This window comes from Microbacterium sp. GW821-FHT01D02, from assembly GCF_059422585.1.
In genome coordinates, this window is the sequence record NZ_JBWKXB010000003.1 from 677,425 (window position 1) to 695,581 (window position 18,157).

The window sequence follows — 18,157 nt, forward strand, 5'->3', positions numbered from 1 at the left end:
CAGAACGAAAGAACGGGCGCCCCCGAGGGGACGCCCGTTCTTTCGTCGGATACTCGGGTCAGCGCGCGGCGCTGCCGTCGATGTAGTCCTCGTCCTGCTGCTTCCAGGCGAAGAGCGAACGCAGCTCCTTGCCGGTGACCTCGATCGGGTGCTGCTCCTCCTTGGCGCGCAGCGCCAGGAACTCCTCGGCACCGTTGTCCTGGTCGTCGATGAAGCGCTTGGCGAAGGCACCCGACTGGATGTCGGCGAGGACGCCCTGCATGCTCTCCTTGACGCGCTCGTCGATGACGCGCGGGCCCGAGACGTAGTCGCCGAACTCGGCGGTGTCGGAGATCGACCAGCGCTGCTTGGCGATGCCACCCTCCCACATGAGGTCGACGATGAGCTTCAGCTCGTGCAGCACCTCGAAGTAGGCGATCTGCGGCTGGTAGCCCGCCTCGGTCAGCGTCTCGAAGCCGGCCTGGACGAGGTGGCTCACGCCACCGCAGAGCACGGCCTGCTCGCCGAACAGGTCGGTCTCGGTCTCCTCGGTGAAGGTCGTCTTAATGACGCCGGCGCGGGTGCCGCCGATGGCCTTCGCGTACGAGAGCGCGAGGTCCCAGGCCTTGCCCGATGCGTCGCGCTCGACCGCGATGATGTCCGGGATGCCACGGCCCGCGACGAACTCGCGACGGACGGTGTGGCCCGGCGCCTTCGGGGCGACGAGGATCACGTCGACGCCCTCGGGAGCGTCGATGTAGCCGAAGCGGATGTTGAAGCCGTGCGCGAAGGCGAGGGTCTTGCCGGCCGTGAGGTTCGGCGCGATGGACTCGCTGTAGATGATGCGCTGGTGCTGGTCCGGCGCGAGGATCATGATGACGTCGGCCCACTCGGTGGCCTCGGCGACGGTCTTGACCGGGAAGCCGGCCTCCTCGGCCTTGGCAGCGGACTTGGAGCCCTCCTTGAGCGCGATGGCGACCTCGACGCCCGAGTCGCGCAGGTTCTGCGCGTGGGCGTGGCCCTGCGAGCCGTATCCGACGATCGCGACCTTCTTGCCCTGGATCAGGGACAGGTCGGCGTCGGCGTCGTAGAAGATCTCGGTGCTCACTATGTGTTTCTCCTTGTTCTTTGCGTTTCGTCTGGCTTCGCGCGCTCGGCGAGCGGCGAAAAGTCGGTGGTCAGGTCTGTCAGCCGCGCAGGACGCGCTCGGTGATGCTCTTGCCGCCGCGGCCGATGGCGAGGAGACCCGACTGCGCGATCTCCTTGATGCCGAAGGGCTCGAGCGCGCGAAGCATCGCGTCGACCTTGCCCTTGTCGCCGGTCACCTCGATCACGAGCGCGTCGGAGGCGTAGTCCACCACGGATGCGCGGAAGAGGTTCACCACCTCGATCACGTTCGAGCGCGTGGCGTTGTCGGTGCGCACCTTCACGAGCATGTGCTCGCGCTGCACCGACGTGGCGAAGTCGAGCTCCACGATCTTGATCACGTTGATCAGCTTGTTGAGCTGCTTGGTGACCTGCTCGAGCGGGAGCTCGTCGACGTCGACGACGACGGTGATGCGGGAGATCCCCGGCACCTCCGTCACGCCGACGGCGAGGGAGTCGATGTTGAAGCCGCGGCGGGCGAACAGCCCGGCGACGCGGGTGAGGAGGCCGGGGGTGTTCTCCACCAGCAGGCTCAGCACGTGGGTCGACATGGATCAGTCCTCCTCGTCGAAGGCGGGCGCGTGCTCGCGGGCGTACTGGACAAAGCTGTTGCTCACTCCCTGCGGGACCATCGGCCACACCATGGAGTCGGCGCTCACCACGAAGTCGATCACCACCGGACGGTCGTTCGTCTCGAGGGCGAGCTTGATCGCGGCATCCACTTCTTCCTCCTTCTCCACGCGGATCGCGAGGCAGCCGTAGGCCTCGGCGAGCTTCACGAAGTCGGGGATGCGGATCGTGCCGTGCCCGGTGTTGAGGTCGGTGTTCGAGTGGCGACCGTCGTAGAACAGCGTCTGCCACTGGCGGACCATGCCCAGCGACGAGTTGTTGATGATCGCGACCTTGATCGGGATGTTGTTGATCGTGCAGGTCGCGAGCTCCTGATTGGTCATCTGGAAGCAGCCGTCGCCGTCGATCGCCCACACGGGACGGTCGGGCTCGGCGACCTTCGCGCCCATCGCGGCCGGAACCGAGTAGCCCATGGTGCCGGCTCCACCGGAGTTCAGCCAGGCGTTGGGGCGCTCGTACTTGATGAACTGCGCGGCCCACATCTGGTGCTGGCCGACGCCCGAGGCGAAGATGCCCTCGGGCCCGGTGAGCTCGCCGATGCGCTGGATCACGTACTGCGGGGCCAGGAGGCCGTCCGTCGTCGGCGCGAAGCCGAGCGGGAACTCGCTGCGCAGCCCGTCGAGGTACGACCACCACTCCTCGATGTCGGTCTTCTCGCCGCCCGTGGCACCGCGGAACGCGGCGTCCAGGTCGGTCAGCACGTCGCGGACATCGCCCACGATCGGCACATCGGCCGTGCGGATCTTCGAGATCTCGGCGGGATCGATGTCGACGTGCACGACCTTGGCGTTCGGCGCGAAGAGCGCCGCCTTGCCCGTCACGCGGTCATCGAACCGCGCGCCGAGCGACACCAGCAGGTCGGCCTCCTGCAGCGCCAGCACGGCCGGGACCGTGCCGTGCATGCCCGGCATACCGAGGTGCTGCGGGTGCGAGTCGGGGAATGCGCCGCGGGCCATCAGCGTGGTGACGACGGGCGCGCCCGTCGACTCCGCGAGCTCGAGGAGCTCCGCCGACGCCTTGCCGCGGATCACGCCGCCGCCGACGTACAGCACGGGCTTCTTGGCCTCCGCGAGGAGGGTCGCCGCGGCCTGGATCTGCTTGCCGTGCGCCTTGGTCACCGGACGGTAGCCGGGGAGGTCGATCTTGGGCGGCCACACGAACGGAGCCGTCGCCTGCTGCGCGTCCTTCGTGATGTCGACGAGCACGGGGCCGGGACGACCGGTGCCGGCGATCTCGTAGGCCGCCGCGATGGCGCCCGGAATGTCGGCGGCGTCCTTCACCAGGAAGGAGTGCTTGGTGATCGGCATCGTGATGCCCACGATGTCGGCCTCCTGGAAGGCGTCCGTCCCCATCAGGGTCGAGAACACCTGGCCGGTGATGGCCAGCATCGGCACCGAGTCCATGTAGGCGTCGGCGATCGCGGTCACGAGGTTGGTCGCGCCCGGACCGGAGGTCGCGATGCACACGCCCACCTTGCCGGACGCGGATGCGTAGCCCTCGGCCGCGTGGCCGGCGCCCTGCTCGTGCCGGACCAGGATGTGACGCAGCTCGGACGCGTCCATCAGCGGGTCGTAGACCGGAAGGATCGCTCCACCCGGGAGACCGAACACATCGGTCACACCGAGCAGCTCGAGCGAGCGGACCACGGCCTCGGCGCCGGTGATCTCCGGCGCAGAGGATTGACGGGCGGGCGGCCTCGGCACGGCCGGGGCGGAATCAGCAGTCATGAGTTTCCTTCTGATGATCTGTGGAGGACGCCGGATGCCGGAGCGTCCGGGTCAGCCGGTGGTCGCTCCCTCGGCGGCGGACCGCACGAGGCGCGAGTACTTGGCAAGAACGCCTCGGGTGTAGCGCGGGGGAAGCGGCTCCCAGCCAGAGCGGCGGGAGGCGAGCTCTGCCTCATCGACGAGTAGATCGAGAGAGCGAGCTGCGATATCGACCCGTATCAGATCACCATCGCGCACGAAGGCGATGGGACCAGCGTCCACCGCTTCGGGTGCTATGTGGCCGATGCACAGGCCGGTTGTGCCGCCTGAGAATCGTCCGTCCGTCAAGAGTAGTACATCTTTTCCGAGCCCCGCGCCCTTGATGGCCGCGGTGATGGCCAGCATCTCGCGCATACCCGGTCCGCCCTTGGGTCCTTCGTAGCGGATGACGATGACCGTGCCGGGCTCGATCTCGCCCTCGGCGACGGCGTCCATGGCCGCGCGCTCGCGCTCGAACACGCGGGCCGGGCCCTCGAACACGGCGGCGTCGAAGCCCGCGGTCTTCACCACGGCGCCCTCGGGCGCCAGCGAGCCGTGCAGGATCGTGAGCCCGCCGGTGGCGTGGATCGGGTTGTCGAACGTGTGGATGACCTCGCCGTCGATCGGCTGCGGGTCGAGGTCGGCGAGGTTCTCGGCGAGCGTCTTGCCCGTGACGGTGAGCGCGTCGCCGTGCAGCAGGCCCTCGTCGAGCATCGCCTTCATGATCACGGGGATGCCGCCGTGACGGTCGACGTCGTTCATGACGTACTTGCCGAACGGCTTCATGTCGGCGACGTGCGGGACCTTGTCGCCGATGCGGTTGAAGTCGTGCAGGCTCAGCTCGACCTCGGCCTCACGGGCGATCGCGAGCAGGTGCAGGACGACGTTCGTGGAGCCGCCGAGGGCCATCGCGAGGGCGATCGCGTTCTCGAACGCCTCCTTGGTGAGGATGTCGCGGGTGGTGATGCCCTGGCGGAGCAGGTTCACCACGGCCTCGCCCGAGCGGTGGGCGAAGTAGTCGCGACGACGGTCCGCCGCGGGCGGCGCGGCCGAGCCGGGCAGGCTGAGACCGAGGGCCTCGGCGACCGATGCCATGGTGTTCGCGGTGTACATGCCGCCGCAGGCACCCTCGCCGGGGGCGATGGCGCACTCGATGCGCTTCAGGTCCTCCTCGCTCATGAGACCGGCACGGCAGGCGCCGACCGCCTCGAACGAGTCGATGATCGTGACGTCCTTCTCGGTGCCGTCGGAGAGCTTGACCCATCCCGGCGCGATCGATCCGGCGTACAGGAACACGCTGGAGAGGTCGAGGCGGGCGCTGGCCATGAGCATGCCGGGGATCGACTTGTCGCAGCCTGCGAGGAGCACAGAGCCGTCGAGGCGCTCGGCCATCATCACGGTCTCGACGGAGTCGGCGATGACCTCGCGCGACACGAGGGAGAAGTGCATGCCCTCGTGGCCCATCGAGATGCCGTCGGAGACGGAGATCGTGCCGAACTGCAGCGGGTAGCCACCGCCGGAGTGCACGCCCTCCTTCGCGCCCTGCGCGAGCCGGTCGAGGCTCAGGTTGCAGGGCGTGATCTCGTTCCAGCTGGAGGCGATTCCGATCTGCGGCTTGTCCCAGTCGGCGTCACCCATGCCGACGGCACGGAGCATGCCTCGGGAGGTCGTGGCCTCGATGCCGTCGGTGACGACGCGGCTGCGGGGCTTGATGTCGATGGGCGCGCTGTGAGAGGGATCATGCGAGGACATGACGGAAGTCTATTGCCGCCGAGAGGTGCGTTCGTCCGCCAACGCCTCCAGAAGCGCGGCGATCTCTTGTGGAGTGTCCACACGCAGGGTCGCGACGCTCTCCCCTGGACCGACGCGCACGCCGAGGTCGCCCTCCCCGAGCACGCGCATCGCATCCTCGTCGGTCACATCGTCGCCGGCGAACAGGATGCCGGTGGCGTCGAAGCGGTCGCGGAGCGCGGCCATCGCGGCGTCCTTGCCCTCGTTGCGCGAGGAGAACTCCAGCACCCGGTGGCCGGCTCGGCGTCGCCAGTGCGGGAAGCGCTCGGCGACGAGGGCGTCGATCTCGGCGAACACGCGCTCCTCGGTCTCACGGTCGGCCCGGCGGGTGTGCACGCCCATGCCGAACGTCTTGGGCTCGAACTCGGCACCCTCGTACCGCTCGATGATCGGCTTCGCCGCGGCCCACAGCTCCTCGCGCGCGCCGTCCTCGGTGGCCTCTCCCGGGGCATCGGCGTCGCCCTCTCCGGGGAACCAGTACTGGGCGCCGTGCGAGCCGGCGAGGGCGATCGGCGAGTCGTCGGTGTGCTCCGTGATCACGCGGAGGTCGTGCATGCTGCGGCCGGAGACGTAGGCGACGACCGTGTCCGGCAGGGCCGCGAGGCGATCGACCTGGGCCGCGACCTCGGGGAGCGCGCGCGCCGCCATCGGGTCCTCGACCAGAGGGGAGGCGGTGCCGTCGAAGTCGAGCGCGACGACCAGCCGCGGCGTGGCGGCCAGGGCGCTGAGGGCGTCGTCGGCGGTTCCGGGGATCCAGGGGCGCGTCACAGTGTCTCCATTCGCAGGGGGTTCGCTCCCAGTATCGCGGCCTCGCGGAAGGTCAGCGTCCACGTACCTCGGCGAGAGCGGCCAGGAACGAGGAGGACCAGGCGGCGACGTCGTTGTCGAGCACGCGCCGGCGGAGCGACCGCATGCGGCGCCCCTGCTCGGTCGGCGTCATCTCGACCGCGGTCATGATCGCGTCCTTGAGCCCCTCGATGTCGTGCGGGTTGACGCGCACGGCCTGCCGCAGCTCGTCCGCCGCGCCGGTGAACTCGCTGAGCACCAGCACACCGCGGTCGTCGACGCGGGTCGCGACGTACTCCTTCGCGACGAGGTTCATGCCGTCGCGCAGCGCGGTCACGAGCATCACGTCGGCCGCCAGGTACAGCGCGACCATCTCCTCGCGCGGATATCCCTGGTGCAGGTAGCGGATGGCGGAGTGACCCATCGTGTCGGTGTCGCCGTTGATGCGGCTCACGGCGAGCTCGATCTCGTCGCGCAGGTGCACGTACGCGTCGACGCGCTCCCGACTGGGGCTGGCGACCTGGACGAGCGTGACGTCCTCGACCTTCAGCCGCCCCTCCGCGAGCAGCTCGCCGTACGCCTTGATGCGGTGACGGATGCCCTTGGTGTAGTCGAGCCGGTCGACGCCGAGCAGGATGCGCTTCGGGTTGCCCAGGCTGGCGCGGATCTCGGCCGCCCGGGCACGAACGTCCTCCCGCGCCGCGAGCTCGAGATAGGGCGTGGTGTCGATGGAGATCGGGAACGCCCGCGCCAGGGCGGTGCGCGTGCCGTCCCCCTCGGGGACCGCGACGTGCGGCCCCTTGACCTCGTAGCGGAGCCGACGCCGCACGGCGGTGAGGAAGTAGGTGGCGTCCTGAGCGCGCTGGAAGCCGATCACGTCGGCGCCGAGCAGGCCGCGCAGCACCTGGTCGCGCCAGGGCAGCTGGGCGTAGAGGCCGTGGGCCGGGAACGGGATGTGGTGGAAGTAGCCGATCGTCACGTCGGGACGCAGCTCGCGCACCATCTGCGGGACGAGCTGCAGCTGGTAGTCGTGCACCCAGACGGTGCCCTCCGGGGCCACGGTGGCCGCGGCGGCTTCGGCGAACCGCCGATTGACCGTGACGTAGGCCTCCCACCATTCGCGGTGGTACTGGGGCGGCGCGATCACGTCGTGGTACAGCGGCCAGATCGTGTCGTTCGCGAAGCCCTCGTAGTACTCCGCCACCTCCTGCGCGCTGAGCGCGACGGGCACGAGTTCGATGCCGCCCGCCTCGAACGGCTCGAGCTCGACGTCGGCCTGACCGGCCCAGCCGACCCAGGCGCCGTGGACGTTGCGCATCATGGGCTCGAGAGCGGCGACCAGCCCTCCGGGAGAGGTGCGCCAGATCTCCTCGCCGTCAGGTCCCTCCACCCGGTCGACGGGCAGTCGGTTGGCGACGACGACGAAATCTGCAGCGGTCACGGATGACTCCTCACGGTTGACTCCAACCTACCCAGGATGACGGGATTCCGCCCGCGGGCGTCAGACCGTGACGGAGGCGCGACGACGCCCTTCACCGCTGAGCGCCCAGTTCGCCACGCCCGCGGCGAAGGCGATGAAGGCGGCGATCATCGGCAGCAGGAGGGCGGCGGAGGTGCCCACGTTCTCGGCGATCTCTCCCGCCACGGCGGCGCCGATGGACTGCCCGACGACCACGCCGGAACCGAGCATCGTCATCACGGTGGCCGAGCGGCCGCGCGGGCTGCGGGCCGCTCCGAAGCTGTACTGCGTGACCAGCGTCGGCCCGATCCCGATGCCCATGATCGCGAGCGCGACCATCATCGTCCCGGGCGAGTCGACGAAGCCGAGCAGGAGCGTGCCGGCGAGCAGGATGCCGGAGAAGACGAGCCAGCGCGCCCGCATCGAGAACGCGGGAGGGAGCCACGCCACGCCCAGCGCCAGGAGCGCGGAGCCGACGCCCATCACGCCGTAGAGGAGACCCGCCTGCTCGGGGGCGCCACGGTCGGCCATGAAGGACGTGAGCGAGGTGAGCATCGTGCCGAAGAACATCCCCACACCGAGGATCCCGAGGACCACGATCAGCAGCTGCGGGCGGAACAGCTCCGAGACCGCCGACGGGGCCCTGCCGTCGGCGTCGCGGTCCTGCGACACGTGCCGGCCGCTGGGGTGCAGCGCGAACGCTCCGACGAACACGACCGTGAGCGCGGCAGCGCCCACGAGGGGCGCCCACGGCGCGATCGCGGAAGCCAGGACGCCGACCAGGAACGGGCCGAAGACGAACACGGTCTCGTCGGCCGCGGACTCGTACGCCATGGTCCCCGACACGGTGCGCGGGCGACGCTCCTCCGGCATCCGCTCGCTGATGATCGTGACGAGTCGGGACCGAGAGAGCGGCGCGACCTGCGGAGCGGTGGCGCCGATGCCGACGGCGGCCAGCAGCACGAAGCCGTCGGCCGCGGTGCCGTAGACGACCGCGGTGAAGAGCAGGAGCATCGCGCCGTTCGCGAGCGCCAGCACGACGAGCACGGCCCGCTGGCCGAAGCGGTCGGCCGCGGCGCCGAGGAGGGGGCCGAAGCATGCGGTCCCCAGCCCGACCGCGGCGGAGGTCAGGCCGCCGAGCGACAGGGAGCCGCGCGCCGAAACCACCACGGTCAGGACGCCGACGACCATCATGGCGAACGGGAGTCGCGCGATGAAGGCGATGAGGAAGTACGGGAAGCCGGCGAGACGGAGAAGGCTCGGCTCGGCGAGGGGCTGCGATGTGGTTGCGCGTGTCATGGCTCTCGCGCGTCGAAGACGCGATGTCGGGTGCCGCCGCTGTCCGTCGGAATGCCGACGGCCGGTAGATACACGGTTGTGCGGCCGCGGGCGAGCCGCGACGCCCCCAGGATAGCGGATGCCGCCGGGGAACAGCCGGGAATCGGGCGGCCCGCGACGGGGCTAGTCTGGGCGACACCCGCCGCCACGCTCCCGAGGAGGACCCCGTTGCCCACCGCCCCGCAGGACACCGCCTCGACCCGAGTCCTTCCCGCACCGTCGCTGCGGGCCGGCAGCGCCAAGACCTCACCGGTCCGTGATCTGCTCGCTCTCACCCGGCGCCCGGAGGTCATCTCGTTCGCCGGCGGCCTGCCCGCTCCCGAGCTGTTCGACGTGGACGGCATCCGCGCCGCGTTCGACGCCGTCCTCGACTCCCCCGGCGTCCTCCAGTACTCCACCTCCGAGGGCGACCCCCACCTTCGCGAGGAGGTGGCGAGACGCTACACGGCGGACGGCCTGCCCACCGACGCCGCGGACCTGATCATCACCACCGGGTCCCAGCAGGGCCTCGGCCTCCTCTCGACGACGCTGCTCGACCCCGGCGACACCATCCTCGTCGAGGAGCCGTGCTACCTCGCGGCGCTGCAGACGTTCGCTCTCGCCGGCGCCCGGGTGGTCGGGATCCCCTACATCGGCGACGAGCTCGACCTCGCGGCGTTGGACCGTCTCGCCGAGGAACACGGCCCGAAGTTCTTCTACACCGTGCCGACGTTCCAGAACCCGACGGGACGCACGCACGGGCTCGAGGCGCGTCAGGCCATCGCCGAGATCGCTCGACGCCGAGGATTCCGCATCGTCGAGGACGAGCCCTATCGTCAGCTCCGCTACTCGGGTGACCCGCTGCCCTCGCTCGCGGAGCTGGCGCCCGAGCACGTGATCAGCCTCGGCAGCTTCTCGAAGGTGATCGCCCCCGGATTGCGCATCGGCTGGATCCGCACGACCGCGGACGTCCGTCCGGCGATCACGATCGCCAAGCAGGCCGCCGATCTGCACACGTCCACGATCGACCAGGCGGCCGCCGCGCACTACCTCGTCTCCGGCCGCGGCGAGCCCGCGCTCGACCGCATCCGCGACGCGTACTCCGCGCGACGCGACGCGATGCTCGACGCCCTCCCCTCCGCGCTCCCCTCGGGAAGCACCTGGAACCGTCCGGACGGCGGGATGTTCGTCTGGGCACGACTCCCCGAGGGCTGGGACGCCACGGAATCGCTCGCGCACGCCCTGACGAAGGACGTCGCGTACGTCCCCGGCCTCTCGTTCTACTGCGGCACCCCCGATCCGCGGACCCTCCGGCTGTCGTTCACGACGTACGCCCCTGACAGGATCAGGGACGGCTTGTCAAGGCTCGGTGCGACCTGGGGTGCGGGCAGGTAGCGTAAGGGAATGCGCTACCTCTTCAGCACCGGACTTGTCGCTGCGATCTCGGCGGGGATCTCGCTGCTGCGCGGCACCCGCGAGCAACCCCTCACCTGGCGCGCCGCGCTGTCCTGGGTGAGCTGGGGCATCACGATGGCTCTCGCCGTCGGTGCCGTGATCGACCTGAACCGCGAGCGTCGCGGAGTGCTCGTGGACGCCGACTCCCCGCAGGCGGTCAAGAAGGCCAAGAAGGCCCAGCGCCTCCAGTTCCGGTCGCAGAAGGCGCTCGCCGACACCCAGGACCACGCCAAGGACGCACGGTCCTGAGACCGTGCGTCCCGAACGCGCCGCTCAGCGCGTGAGGATCAGCGCTTCGCCCTGACCGCCGCCGCCGCACAGGCCGACGGCCGCCGTTCCTCCCCCTCGGCGGACGAGCTCGTGCGCGACATGCACCACGAGTCTGTTGCCCGAAGCCCCGATCGGATGACCGATCGCGATGCCGCCGCCGTGGATGTTCACGATGCTGTCGTCCAGGCCGAGTTCGACCTGCGAACGGGCCACGACCGCGCCGAACGCCTCGTTGATCTCCACGAGGTCGAGGTCTGACGGGGTGATGCCCTGCTTCGCGCAGGCGCGCTCGATCGCGCGGGCCGGCTGCGCCTGCAGGGAGTTGTCGGGGCCGGCGGTCTGACCGCTGGCGCCGACCGTCGCGAGGACCGGCCATCCCTTCGCCGCGGCGGTTCCGCGGGTCGTGACGACCACGGCCGACGCGCCGTCCGAGATCTGGGAGGAGTTCCCCGCGGTGATGGAGCCACCCTCCGCGAAAGCCGCACGCAGGCCCCCGAGAGTCTCCACCGTCGTGTCCGGGCGCACGCCCTCGTCCTTCGTCACCCGCACCGGCTCTCCGCGGCGCTGCGGCACCTCCACGGCGACGATCTCCTCCTCGAACACGCCCGCCTCCTGAGCCGCCGCCGCACGCTGGTGCGAAAGCGCGGCGACTCGGTCCTGTGCCTCCCGGGTGAGCTCGTATCGGGCGTTGTGCCGCTCGGTCGACGCCCCCATGCTCTCCCGCTCATACGCATCGGTGAGCCCGTCGTAGGCCATGTGGTCGAGCACCTCGACGCTTCCGTAGGTCCAGCCGTCTCGCGAGCCCATCAGCAGGTGCGGTGCGCGCGTCATCGACTCCATGCCCGCGGCGACCACGACATCCGCGTCGCCGGTGCGGATCATCCGCGCGGCGTCGATGATCGCCGTGAGCCCGGACAGGCACACCTTGTTCACGGAGTGGGCGGGCACGTCCCAGCCGATGCCCGCACCGATGGCCGCCTGACGGGCCGCGTTCTGCCCGGAGCCCGCGGCGAGCACCTGCCCGACGATGACCGCGTCGACGTCCGCGGGATCGACGGATGCCTGCTCGAGCGCACCGCGGATCGCGAACGATCCGAGCTGGGGTGCGGTGAAGGCGGCGAGCTGCCCCTTCAGCCGCCCCTGCGGGGTGCGGGCGGCGGCGACGATGACGACATCGTTCTCAGACATGGTCCTGGTTCCTTCCGGTGGAGAGCGCGTGGGAGACGTCGAGTGGTGGTTCGGTCGCGGCGACGACCTCGTCGATCGTCACCCCGGGCGCGGTCTCGACGAGGACGAGGCCGTCCGCGGTGACATCGATCACCGCGAGATCGGTGATGATCCGGTCGACCACTCCCCTGCCCGTCAGCGGCAGCGAGCAGTCGTCGACGATCTTCGCCGACCCGTCCTTCGCGACGTGTTCCATGAGCACGATGACCCGGCCGGCCCCGTGCACGAGATCCATCGCGCCGCCCGGACCCTTGACCATCTTGCCGGGGATCATCCAGTTCGCGAGGTCGCCCGTCGCGGAGACCTGCATCGCGCCGAGGATCGCCGCGTCGATCTTGCCACCGCGGATCATGCCGAAGCTCGTCGCCGAATCGAAGAACGCCGCCCCCGGGAGAGTCGTGACCGTCTCCTTGCCGGCGTTGATGAGATCGGGATCCACCGCCTCCTCCCGCGGGTACGGGCCGACGCCGAGGATCCCGTTCTCCGACTGCAGGACGACCGTGACGTCACGCGGCACATGGTTCGGCACGAGCGTCGGCAGACCGATGCCGAGGTTGACGTACGCGCCGTCCTCGAGCTCGGCGGCGGCGCGGGCGGCCATCTGGTCTCGGGTGAGTGCCATCTCAGGCTCCTTCCGCGGCGACGGTGCGCCGTTCGATGCGCTTCGGGATGTCGGTGCCGACCTCGACGATGCGATGCACGAAGACACCGGGGAGGTGGATGCCGTCGGGGTCGAGCTCGCCCGGTTCCACCAGCTGCTCGACCTGGGCGATGCAGATGCGACCGGCCATGGCGGCGAGCGGATTGAAGTTGCGGGCCGCCTTGTTGAAGACGAGGTTGCCGTGCCGGTCGCCGCGCGCCGCGTGCACGAGGGAGAAGTCGGTGGTGATCGCCTCCTCCAGGACGAACTCCGCGGGCGTGCCGTCCACGTCGAACGTGCGCACGTCCTTGACCGGTGAGGCGACGGCGATGCTGCCGTCGGGGTTGTACCGGCGCGGGAGTCCCCCCTCGGCGACCTGGGTGCCGACGCCCGTCTGGGTGAAGAACGCGGCGATGCCGGAGCCGCCGGCACGGAGCTTCTCGGCGAGCGTGCCCTGCGGGGTGAGCTCGAGCTCGAGCTCACCGCTGAGGAACTGGCGCTCGAACTCCTTGTTCTCGCCCACGTACGACGACGTCATCTTGCGGATGCGTTGTGCGGCGAGCAGGACCCCGAGGCCCCAGTCGTCCACCCCGCAGTTGTTGCTCACGACGCTGAGGTCTTTCGTCCCCTGGGCGAGCAGAGCCTCGATCAGCGCGATCGGATTGCCGGACAGCCCGAACCCGCCGACCGCGAGCGACGCTCCGTCCGGGATGTCGGAGACGGCGGCGGTCGCGGAATCCCATTGCTTGTCGATCACGTCTGCTCCTTCGAATGCGTGCCTTCCTCCAGCATCCGCCCTGCGTGCCCGTACAGGAGAGCCCGGTCTTGTGATGTGGTCGGATACGGAGGTAGCGTCCACGATATGGAATCCTCCGGCCCCACCGTCCCCGGCGCGCAGGCGATCGCTCGTGCGGCCCGGCTGCTGCGCCTGGTGACCGCCGCCGGGGCCGACGGCGCCACCCTGCACGACCTGGCACGCACCGCCGACCTGTCGCGTTCCACGGCCCACCGTCTGCTCAGCGCCCTGAAGCTCGAGGGGCTGATCGACCGCGACGAGGAGAGCACGCGCTGGATGCCCGGCCCGGAGCTCTACCTCATGGGATCCGTGGCTGCCGCGCGGTACGACGTGACCGCCCTCGCACGCGACATCGTGCGGTCGCTGGCCGTCAAGACCGAGGAGAGCGCGTTCTTCTCCGTGCGGCGCGCGGACGAGACCGTTTGCCTCCTCCGCGAGGAGGGCTCGTTCCCCATCCGCTCCTTCGTCCTGAGCGAGGGCGTGCGATTTCCCCTGGGCGTCGCGAGCGCGGGGCTGGCCATCCTCGCGTTCCTGCCTGACCACGATGTGGACGCGTATCTGGAGCGGCATCCCGAGCTGGAGGGCACGTGGGGACGCACGCATGGCCGCCGAGCACTGCGCACCCGCCTGTCCGAGACCAAGGAGCGCGGGTACGCGATCAACCCGGGGCTGATCGTGGAGGGCAGCTGGGGCATCGGCGCCGCGGTCTTCGATCGCTCGGGGCGGCCGGAGTGGGCGCTGAGCCTCACCGGGGTCGAGTTCCGTTTCGGCCCGGATCGGCTGCCGGAACTCGGCCGCACCCTCCTCGCGCACGCGCACCAGCTCTCCGCCCGGATCGCCGGCACCCGGCGGTGATGCGTCGATACATACCATCGGGTATATACTCTTTGGTATGAATCGTTCGGACGTCATCGCCTCGCTCGTGCTCTCGGGGTACGCGCTGGGCCGGATCGCCGCCCAGGATGCCGGGAACGACGCACCCGCCGCACAGTGGCGGGTGCTGAGTCTCCTGGAGGAGGCGGGCTCCCGACGTGTCGGAGAACTCGCTGCCGCCGCGCGCACCACTCAACCGGGTATGACACGCCTCCTCGGCGGACTGGAGCGCGAGGGACTCGTGCGCCGCTCCCCCGACCCCGACGATTCCCGAGCGACCGTCGTCGACATCACGACGCAGGGCGCCGCCGCCATCGCGGCATGGCGCGCAGAGTTCCGAGAGACGCTCGCACCGCGCTTCGCCGCCGTGAGCGACGAGGACTGGTCCGCTCTCACGCGTGCGGCGGAGATCCTCGCCGCGCACACCGCCACCGATCGAACAGGAGAAACCCGGTGAACACCCCCGCCACCACCTCGGTGTGGAGACAGCCCGCGCAGGTCTGGGCCGTCGCCTTCGCATGCGTCGTCGCCTTCATGGGCATCGGGCTCGTCGACCCGATCCTGCCCGCGATCGCCGAATCGCTGCAGGCCTCACCGGTGGAGACCGAGCTGCTGTTCACCAGCTACCTGCTCGTGACCGGCCTCGCGATGCTCGTGACCAGCTGGATCTCCAGCCGGATCGGAGCGAAGGCCACGCTGCTCATCGGCCTCGCCCTCATCGTCGTCTTCGCACTCCTGTGCGCCCTCAGCGGCAGCGTCGATGCCGTCATCGGGTTCCGTGCCGGATGGGGACTCGGCAACGCGCTGTTCATCTCGACGGCGCTCGCCACGATCGTCGGCGCCGCATCGGGTGGCAGCAGCGCGGCGATCATCCTGTACGAAGCGGCTCTCGGACTCGGCATTGCCGTCGGTCCGCTGCTCGGCGGGATCCTCGGCGAGCAGAGCTGGCGCGGACCGTTCTTCGGTGTCGTCGTGCTCATGGCCATCGCCTTCGTCGCCGTGCTCGTGCTGCTGCGGGGGCCGCGTGAGAAGCGCGTCCCGGTGCCCTTCTCGGCCCCGTTCACGGCCCTCCGTCGCCCCGCCCTGGCGATCCTCGCGGTCGCCGCGCTGTTCTACAACATCGGCTTCTTCGTCCTGCTGGCCTTCTCGCCGTTCCCGCTGGGATTCGGTGCGATGGGGATCGGCTTCACGTTCTTCGGCTGGGGTGTCGCCCTCGCGGTCACGAGCGTCTGGGTGGCCCCGGTCCTCATGCGCCGCATGCCGCGCACGCGCATCATCCTCATCGTCCTCCCGCTGCTCGCACTCGATCTCGTCGCGGCCGGTCTGCTCGTAGGAAACGCCGCGGCCCTGGTGGCCTGCATCGTCGTGGGCGGACTGCTGCTCGGCGTGATGAACACGGTGCTCACCGAGGCCGTCATGGAGGCGACGGACCTGCCGCGCTCGGTCGCTTCGTCGGCGTACTCGGCCGTGCGGTTCCTCGGCGGCGCGATGGCTCCCCCGATCGCGGCGCTGCTGTGGCACGCGTTCAACGCGACCGTGCCGTACCTGTTCGCCGCGGTGTCCGTGCTGCTCGCCGCGCTCACCGTCTTCCTGGGACGCCGAGTGCTCGCGCACATCGAAGACGAGCCGGCGGATGCCGCATCCGAGGACGCTGCGGCGATCCTCGTGGGCGACGCCGCCTGAATCCGGACCGCAGCGTCGGACCGGGCATCGTCGCCCGGCCCGGCGTTGCTGCATGCGCCTTGGCTATCGTGGGGCCATGAGCGAAGGCATCCCCCTCCCCGAACGCAGCCGACTCGTGCATCAGCATCTTGTGGATGCGGGCGTCGAGACCACGATCCGCGTGCTGCCGGATTCCGCGCGAACGGCCGTGGAAGCGGCAGCCGCCATCGGATGCGACGTCGCCGCGATCGCGAACAGCCTCGTGTTCGTCGCCGACGGAGAGCCGGTCCTCGTGATGACGAGCGGCGGTCACCGCGCCGACCTCGCCGCGCTGACCGCGAGCATCGGCGCGGCGGACGTGACGATGGCGCCCGCCTCCGTCGTCCGCACCGCCACCGGTCAGGCGATCGGCGGCGTCGCTCCGGTCGGCCACCCCGCTCCGCTTCGCACCTTCCTCGACGAGGCTCTCCAGGACCACGAGGAGCTCTGGGCCGCAGCCGGACATCCGCACACCGTGATGCCGCTGACCTTCGAACAGCTGCGCCTGCTCACGAATGGGACGATCGTCGCCGTCGCCTGAGGTCCTCGTCGCCCTCCGCGCGTTCTTCCCCGTGCGCGAGAGCGACGGACGCCACGGAGCACGAGGCTCCGTGGCGTCAGCCGGATCGTGGCGTCGATCAGTCCTGCGGTTCCCGCCTGCGGGCGCGAACGGCCGCGAGGACCACGAGGGCGATGCCGAGCGCGAGGGCTCCGCCGCCCGCCCAGAGGATCGCTGCCGGCACGTCCGCACCGGTCGTCGCGAGCGATGACGCCCCGGTGAGCGGCAGTTCCGCCGGCGGAGTGACGGCGGTCGGCGGCGTCGGAGGCACGGTCGCCGGCGTGGTGGGCGGGATCACCGGCGGCTTCGCCGTCGCCGTGTTCGTCAGCGTGATCGCGACCGTCGACCCGCCGCCGATGGTGATCTGCGCGCCACCCTCCGGCAGTGCACGCACCCCGGCGCCGGTGAAGACCGGCGTACCCCAGTCGATGCCCTTCACCGCGGGCGGCGCGACCTCCTCCAGCGTGACGATCGTTCCTGCAGGGAGCTGGATGCGCGGAGCCGTCGCCCCGGCCGTCAGAGCGACGGTACGCTCCACCTCGGGATCGCCGTAGCGGTAGCGCACCGTGTAGACGGCATCCTTCGGGACATCGGACGCACCGGTGCCCGCGACCGTCTTGGTCAGCGTGAAGGCTCCGGAGGCTGAACCGTCGCCGCTTCCGCCGCCCGTGACGGTCCAGACCTCGCGGTCGTGCAGCTGCACGCCGTTCACGTCGGCGACGTTGCCGTAGGTGGCGCCGTCGACCTGCGAGCCGGGCACCGTGAGGTACTTCACGAAGTACATCCGCGCGGGGTCGATCGGCGCGGGGATCTCGAGGTGGAAAGCGGTCCCCGCGTCGTTCCACTCGCCGGTCCAGTCCGTGATGGTCCGGGGATCCTGATCCTGCATGGTGGTGCTCCAGACCACGAGCCGGCCGTCCTCGTTGTGGTGCTCCGCGTATCCGTCGCCCGCAGGCGTGAGGGTGTCGTCGATCACGATCGCGTCCACGCCCTGGAAGCGCGCGCCGGGCAGGGCGAGCTGCCAGGCGATGTTGCCGTCGTCCGTCTGCCACGACCACTTCTGCGGCTCGGTCGGCAGTGGAGCCGCCGGGCCGATGCCACCGCCGGGCACCTCGACCCGGGTGATCCGGCCGTCGACGGTGAACTCGACCGTGCTCTCGGTCGTCTGCTCGTCTGCACTGGCCGTGAACCACAACGATCCGTTGACCCCGGTGCGTCCGTCCACGTAGTCGGTGAGCGTGCACGTGACGACGGGAGCGACGTCTCCGCTCACGGCGCATTCGGCGACCGTCCGACTCGGATCCTCGGTCGACGGCACCGTGAAGGTCATCCCCGTGCGCCCGAACTCGCTCGGCAGGGTGAACCCGAAGGTCTGTCCCGCCACGGCGCCGTCCGGCACCGCCCAGTCCGCATCGACGCGCACCTGGTCCCACTGGGCGACGGTCCCCCCGGCGCCGGACTTCGTCACGGTGATCGACGACGCGTCGACCGCCCCCGGATAGTCGTACTCGGCCGCCGTGGCCGCCCCCGCACCGGCGAGCGTGATCGCGGCGGTGAGCGCTGCGGCGGCAACGGCGATGATCGTGGTGGTCCGGCGGCGCGCGCGAGCGCGCCGATTGCTTCTGTACACGGTGTTCCCCAGTTCGTCGATGAAGCCCCACCGCCGCCACGCTGTCCTGCAGCGCATCCGAACTGGTGGTGCGTATGTCCCCACTGGAGAGACGGCATCATCGGCGTTCCGTTACGCGAGAGCTCGACGGAATATCGGTCCGGAACGCCGAGA

16 protein-coding genes and 1 pseudogene are annotated in these 18,157 nt (G+C 70.2%); 6 read left to right on the forward strand and 11 right to left on the reverse strand.

Going from position 1 to position 18,157, the window contains the following annotated elements:
* Window positions 1–58: 58 nt before the first annotated feature.
* The 7 genes and pseudogenes from ilvC to AC07VM_RS16840 form a co-directional block, all read right to left on the reverse strand.
* Window positions 59–1,132, reverse strand: a pseudogene (gene ilvC / locus AC07VM_RS16810) (ketol-acid reductoisomerase); the annotation flags it as partial.
* Between the two features lie 34 nt (window positions 1,133–1,166).
* Window positions 1,167–1,676, reverse strand: a complete 510-nt coding sequence (gene ilvN, locus AC07VM_RS16815) for an acetolactate synthase small subunit (RefSeq protein ID WP_017830816.1) — start codon at window positions 1,674–1,676, stop codon at window positions 1,167–1,169.
* A 3-nt stretch (window positions 1,677–1,679) separates the two neighbouring features.
* Complete coding sequence (locus AC07VM_RS16820; protein ID WP_267418277.1) at window positions 1,680–3,482, reverse strand: acetolactate synthase large subunit; 1,803 nt, start codon at window positions 3,480–3,482, stop codon at window positions 1,680–1,682.
* 51 nt (window positions 3,483–3,533) lie between these two features.
* A complete protein-coding gene (ilvD, locus tag AC07VM_RS16825) occupies window positions 3,534–5,252 on the reverse strand; it encodes a dihydroxy-acid dehydratase (RefSeq protein ID WP_267418275.1) in 1,719 nt (572 codons plus the stop codon).
* A 9-nt stretch (window positions 5,253–5,261) separates the two neighbouring features.
* On the reverse strand, window positions 5,262–6,059 hold the full coding sequence (otsB, locus tag AC07VM_RS16830; protein ID WP_267418274.1) for a trehalose-phosphatase: 798 nt from the start codon (window positions 6,057–6,059) through the stop codon (window positions 5,262–5,264).
* Between the two features lie 52 nt (window positions 6,060–6,111).
* Window positions 6,112–7,518, reverse strand: coding sequence for an alpha,alpha-trehalose-phosphate synthase (UDP-forming) (locus AC07VM_RS16835; protein WP_494912342.1), 1,407 nt, complete (start codon window positions 7,516–7,518; stop codon window positions 6,112–6,114).
* Window positions 7,519–7,578: 60 nt separating this feature from the next.
* Window positions 7,579–8,835 (reverse strand): MFS transporter, encoded by a 1,257-nt coding sequence (locus AC07VM_RS16840; protein WP_267418272.1) that lies wholly within the window; start codon window positions 8,833–8,835, stop codon window positions 7,579–7,581.
* 207 nt (window positions 8,836–9,042) lie between these two features.
* On the opposite strand from AC07VM_RS16840, the gene AC07VM_RS16845 reads away from it, so the two are divergent.
* On the forward strand, window positions 9,043–10,248 hold the full coding sequence (locus tag AC07VM_RS16845) for an aminotransferase-like domain-containing protein (protein ID WP_494912343.1): 1,206 nt from the start codon (window positions 9,043–9,045) through the stop codon (window positions 10,246–10,248).
* 9 nt (window positions 10,249–10,257) lie between these two features.
* Window positions 10,258–10,557 (forward strand): hypothetical protein, encoded by a 300-nt coding sequence (locus AC07VM_RS16850; RefSeq protein ID WP_494912344.1) that lies wholly within the window; start codon window positions 10,258–10,260, stop codon window positions 10,555–10,557.
* A 24-nt stretch (window positions 10,558–10,581) separates the two neighbouring features.
* Here AC07VM_RS16850 and AC07VM_RS16855 read toward each other — a convergent pair whose 3' ends face one another.
* The 3 genes from AC07VM_RS16855 to AC07VM_RS16865 are packed head-to-tail and all read right to left on the reverse strand — an operon-like array spanning window position 10,582 to window position 13,202.
* Entirely contained in the window at window positions 10,582–11,766 is a 1,185-nt protein-coding gene (locus tag AC07VM_RS16855) for an acetyl-CoA C-acetyltransferase (protein WP_494912345.1), read from the reverse strand.
* Window positions 11,759–12,427 carry a CoA transferase subunit B gene (locus AC07VM_RS16860; protein ID WP_267418268.1) on the reverse strand — a complete coding sequence of 223 codons (669 nt, stop codon included), beginning with the start codon at window positions 12,425–12,427 and terminating at the stop codon, window positions 11,759–11,761. Before AC07VM_RS16860 ends, AC07VM_RS16855 begins: the two co-directional genes overlap by 8 nt.
* 1 nt (window position 12,428) lies before the next feature.
* Window positions 12,429–13,202, reverse strand: coding sequence for a CoA transferase subunit A (locus tag AC07VM_RS16865; RefSeq protein WP_494912346.1), 774 nt, complete (start codon window positions 13,200–13,202; stop codon window positions 12,429–12,431).
* A 105-nt stretch (window positions 13,203–13,307) separates the two neighbouring features.
* On the opposite strand from AC07VM_RS16865, the gene AC07VM_RS16870 reads away from it, so the two are divergent.
* The 4 genes from AC07VM_RS16870 (at window position 13,308) to AC07VM_RS16885 (ending at window position 16,356) form a co-directional block, all read left to right on the forward strand.
* A complete protein-coding gene (locus AC07VM_RS16870) occupies window positions 13,308–14,096 on the forward strand; it encodes an IclR family transcriptional regulator (protein ID WP_494912348.1) in 789 nt (262 codons plus the stop codon).
* Window positions 14,097–14,133: 37 nt separating this feature from the next.
* Window positions 14,134–14,571: a MarR family winged helix-turn-helix transcriptional regulator gene (locus tag AC07VM_RS16875; protein ID WP_267418265.1), complete on the forward strand. Its 438-nt coding sequence runs from the start codon at window positions 14,134–14,136 to the stop codon at window positions 14,569–14,571.
* Complete coding sequence (locus AC07VM_RS16880) at window positions 14,568–15,797, forward strand: MFS transporter (protein ID WP_494912350.1); 1,230 nt, start codon at window positions 14,568–14,570, stop codon at window positions 15,795–15,797. Before AC07VM_RS16875 ends, AC07VM_RS16880 begins: the two co-directional genes overlap by 4 nt.
* Window positions 15,798–15,873: 76 nt before the next feature.
* Window positions 15,874–16,356: a YbaK/EbsC family protein gene (locus tag AC07VM_RS16885; RefSeq protein ID WP_494912351.1), complete on the forward strand. Its 483-nt coding sequence runs from the start codon at window positions 15,874–15,876 to the stop codon at window positions 16,354–16,356.
* A 97-nt stretch (window positions 16,357–16,453) separates the two neighbouring features.
* Here the strand turns inward: AC07VM_RS16885 and AC07VM_RS16890 are convergent, their stop codons facing one another.
* The gene (locus AC07VM_RS16890) at window positions 16,454–18,004 is read right to left on the reverse strand and encodes an Ig-like domain-containing protein (RefSeq protein WP_494912353.1); all 1,551 of its coding nucleotides are present in this window, start codon (window positions 18,002–18,004) and stop codon (window positions 16,454–16,456) included.
* Window positions 18,005–18,157 lie beyond the last annotated feature (153 nt).

Excerpts from the sequence above, each read along its gene's own strand:
- ilvN (WP_017830816.1), bottom strand. The coding sequence starts at position 1,676 with ATGTCGACCCACGTGCTGAGCCTGCTGGTGGAGAACACCCCCGGCCTC.
- AC07VM_RS16820 (WP_267418277.1), bottom strand. The coding sequence starts at position 3,482 with ATGACTGCTGATTCCGCCCCGGCCGTGCCGAGGCCGCCCGCCCGTCAA.
- ilvD (WP_267418275.1), bottom strand. The coding sequence starts at position 5,252 with ATGTCCTCGCATGATCCCTCTCACAGCGCGCCCATCGACATCAAGCCC.
- AC07VM_RS16840 (WP_267418272.1), bottom strand. The coding sequence starts at position 8,835 with ATGACACGCGCAACCACATCGCAGCCCCTCGCCGAGCCGAGCCTTCTC.
- AC07VM_RS16850 (WP_494912344.1), top strand. The coding sequence starts at position 10,258 with ATGCGCTACCTCTTCAGCACCGGACTTGTCGCTGCGATCTCGGCGGGG.
- AC07VM_RS16855 (WP_494912345.1), bottom strand. The coding sequence starts at position 11,766 with ATGTCTGAGAACGATGTCGTCATCGTCGCCGCCGCCCGCACCCCGCAG.
- AC07VM_RS16860 (WP_267418268.1), bottom strand. The coding sequence starts at position 12,427 with ATGGCACTCACCCGAGACCAGATGGCCGCCCGCGCCGCCGCCGAGCTC.
- AC07VM_RS16870 (WP_494912348.1), top strand. The coding sequence starts at position 13,308 with ATGGAATCCTCCGGCCCCACCGTCCCCGGCGCGCAGGCGATCGCTCGT.
- AC07VM_RS16875 (WP_267418265.1), top strand. The coding sequence starts at position 14,134 with ATGAATCGTTCGGACGTCATCGCCTCGCTCGTGCTCTCGGGGTACGCG.
- AC07VM_RS16885 (WP_494912351.1), top strand. The coding sequence starts at position 15,874 with ATGAGCGAAGGCATCCCCCTCCCCGAACGCAGCCGACTCGTGCATCAG.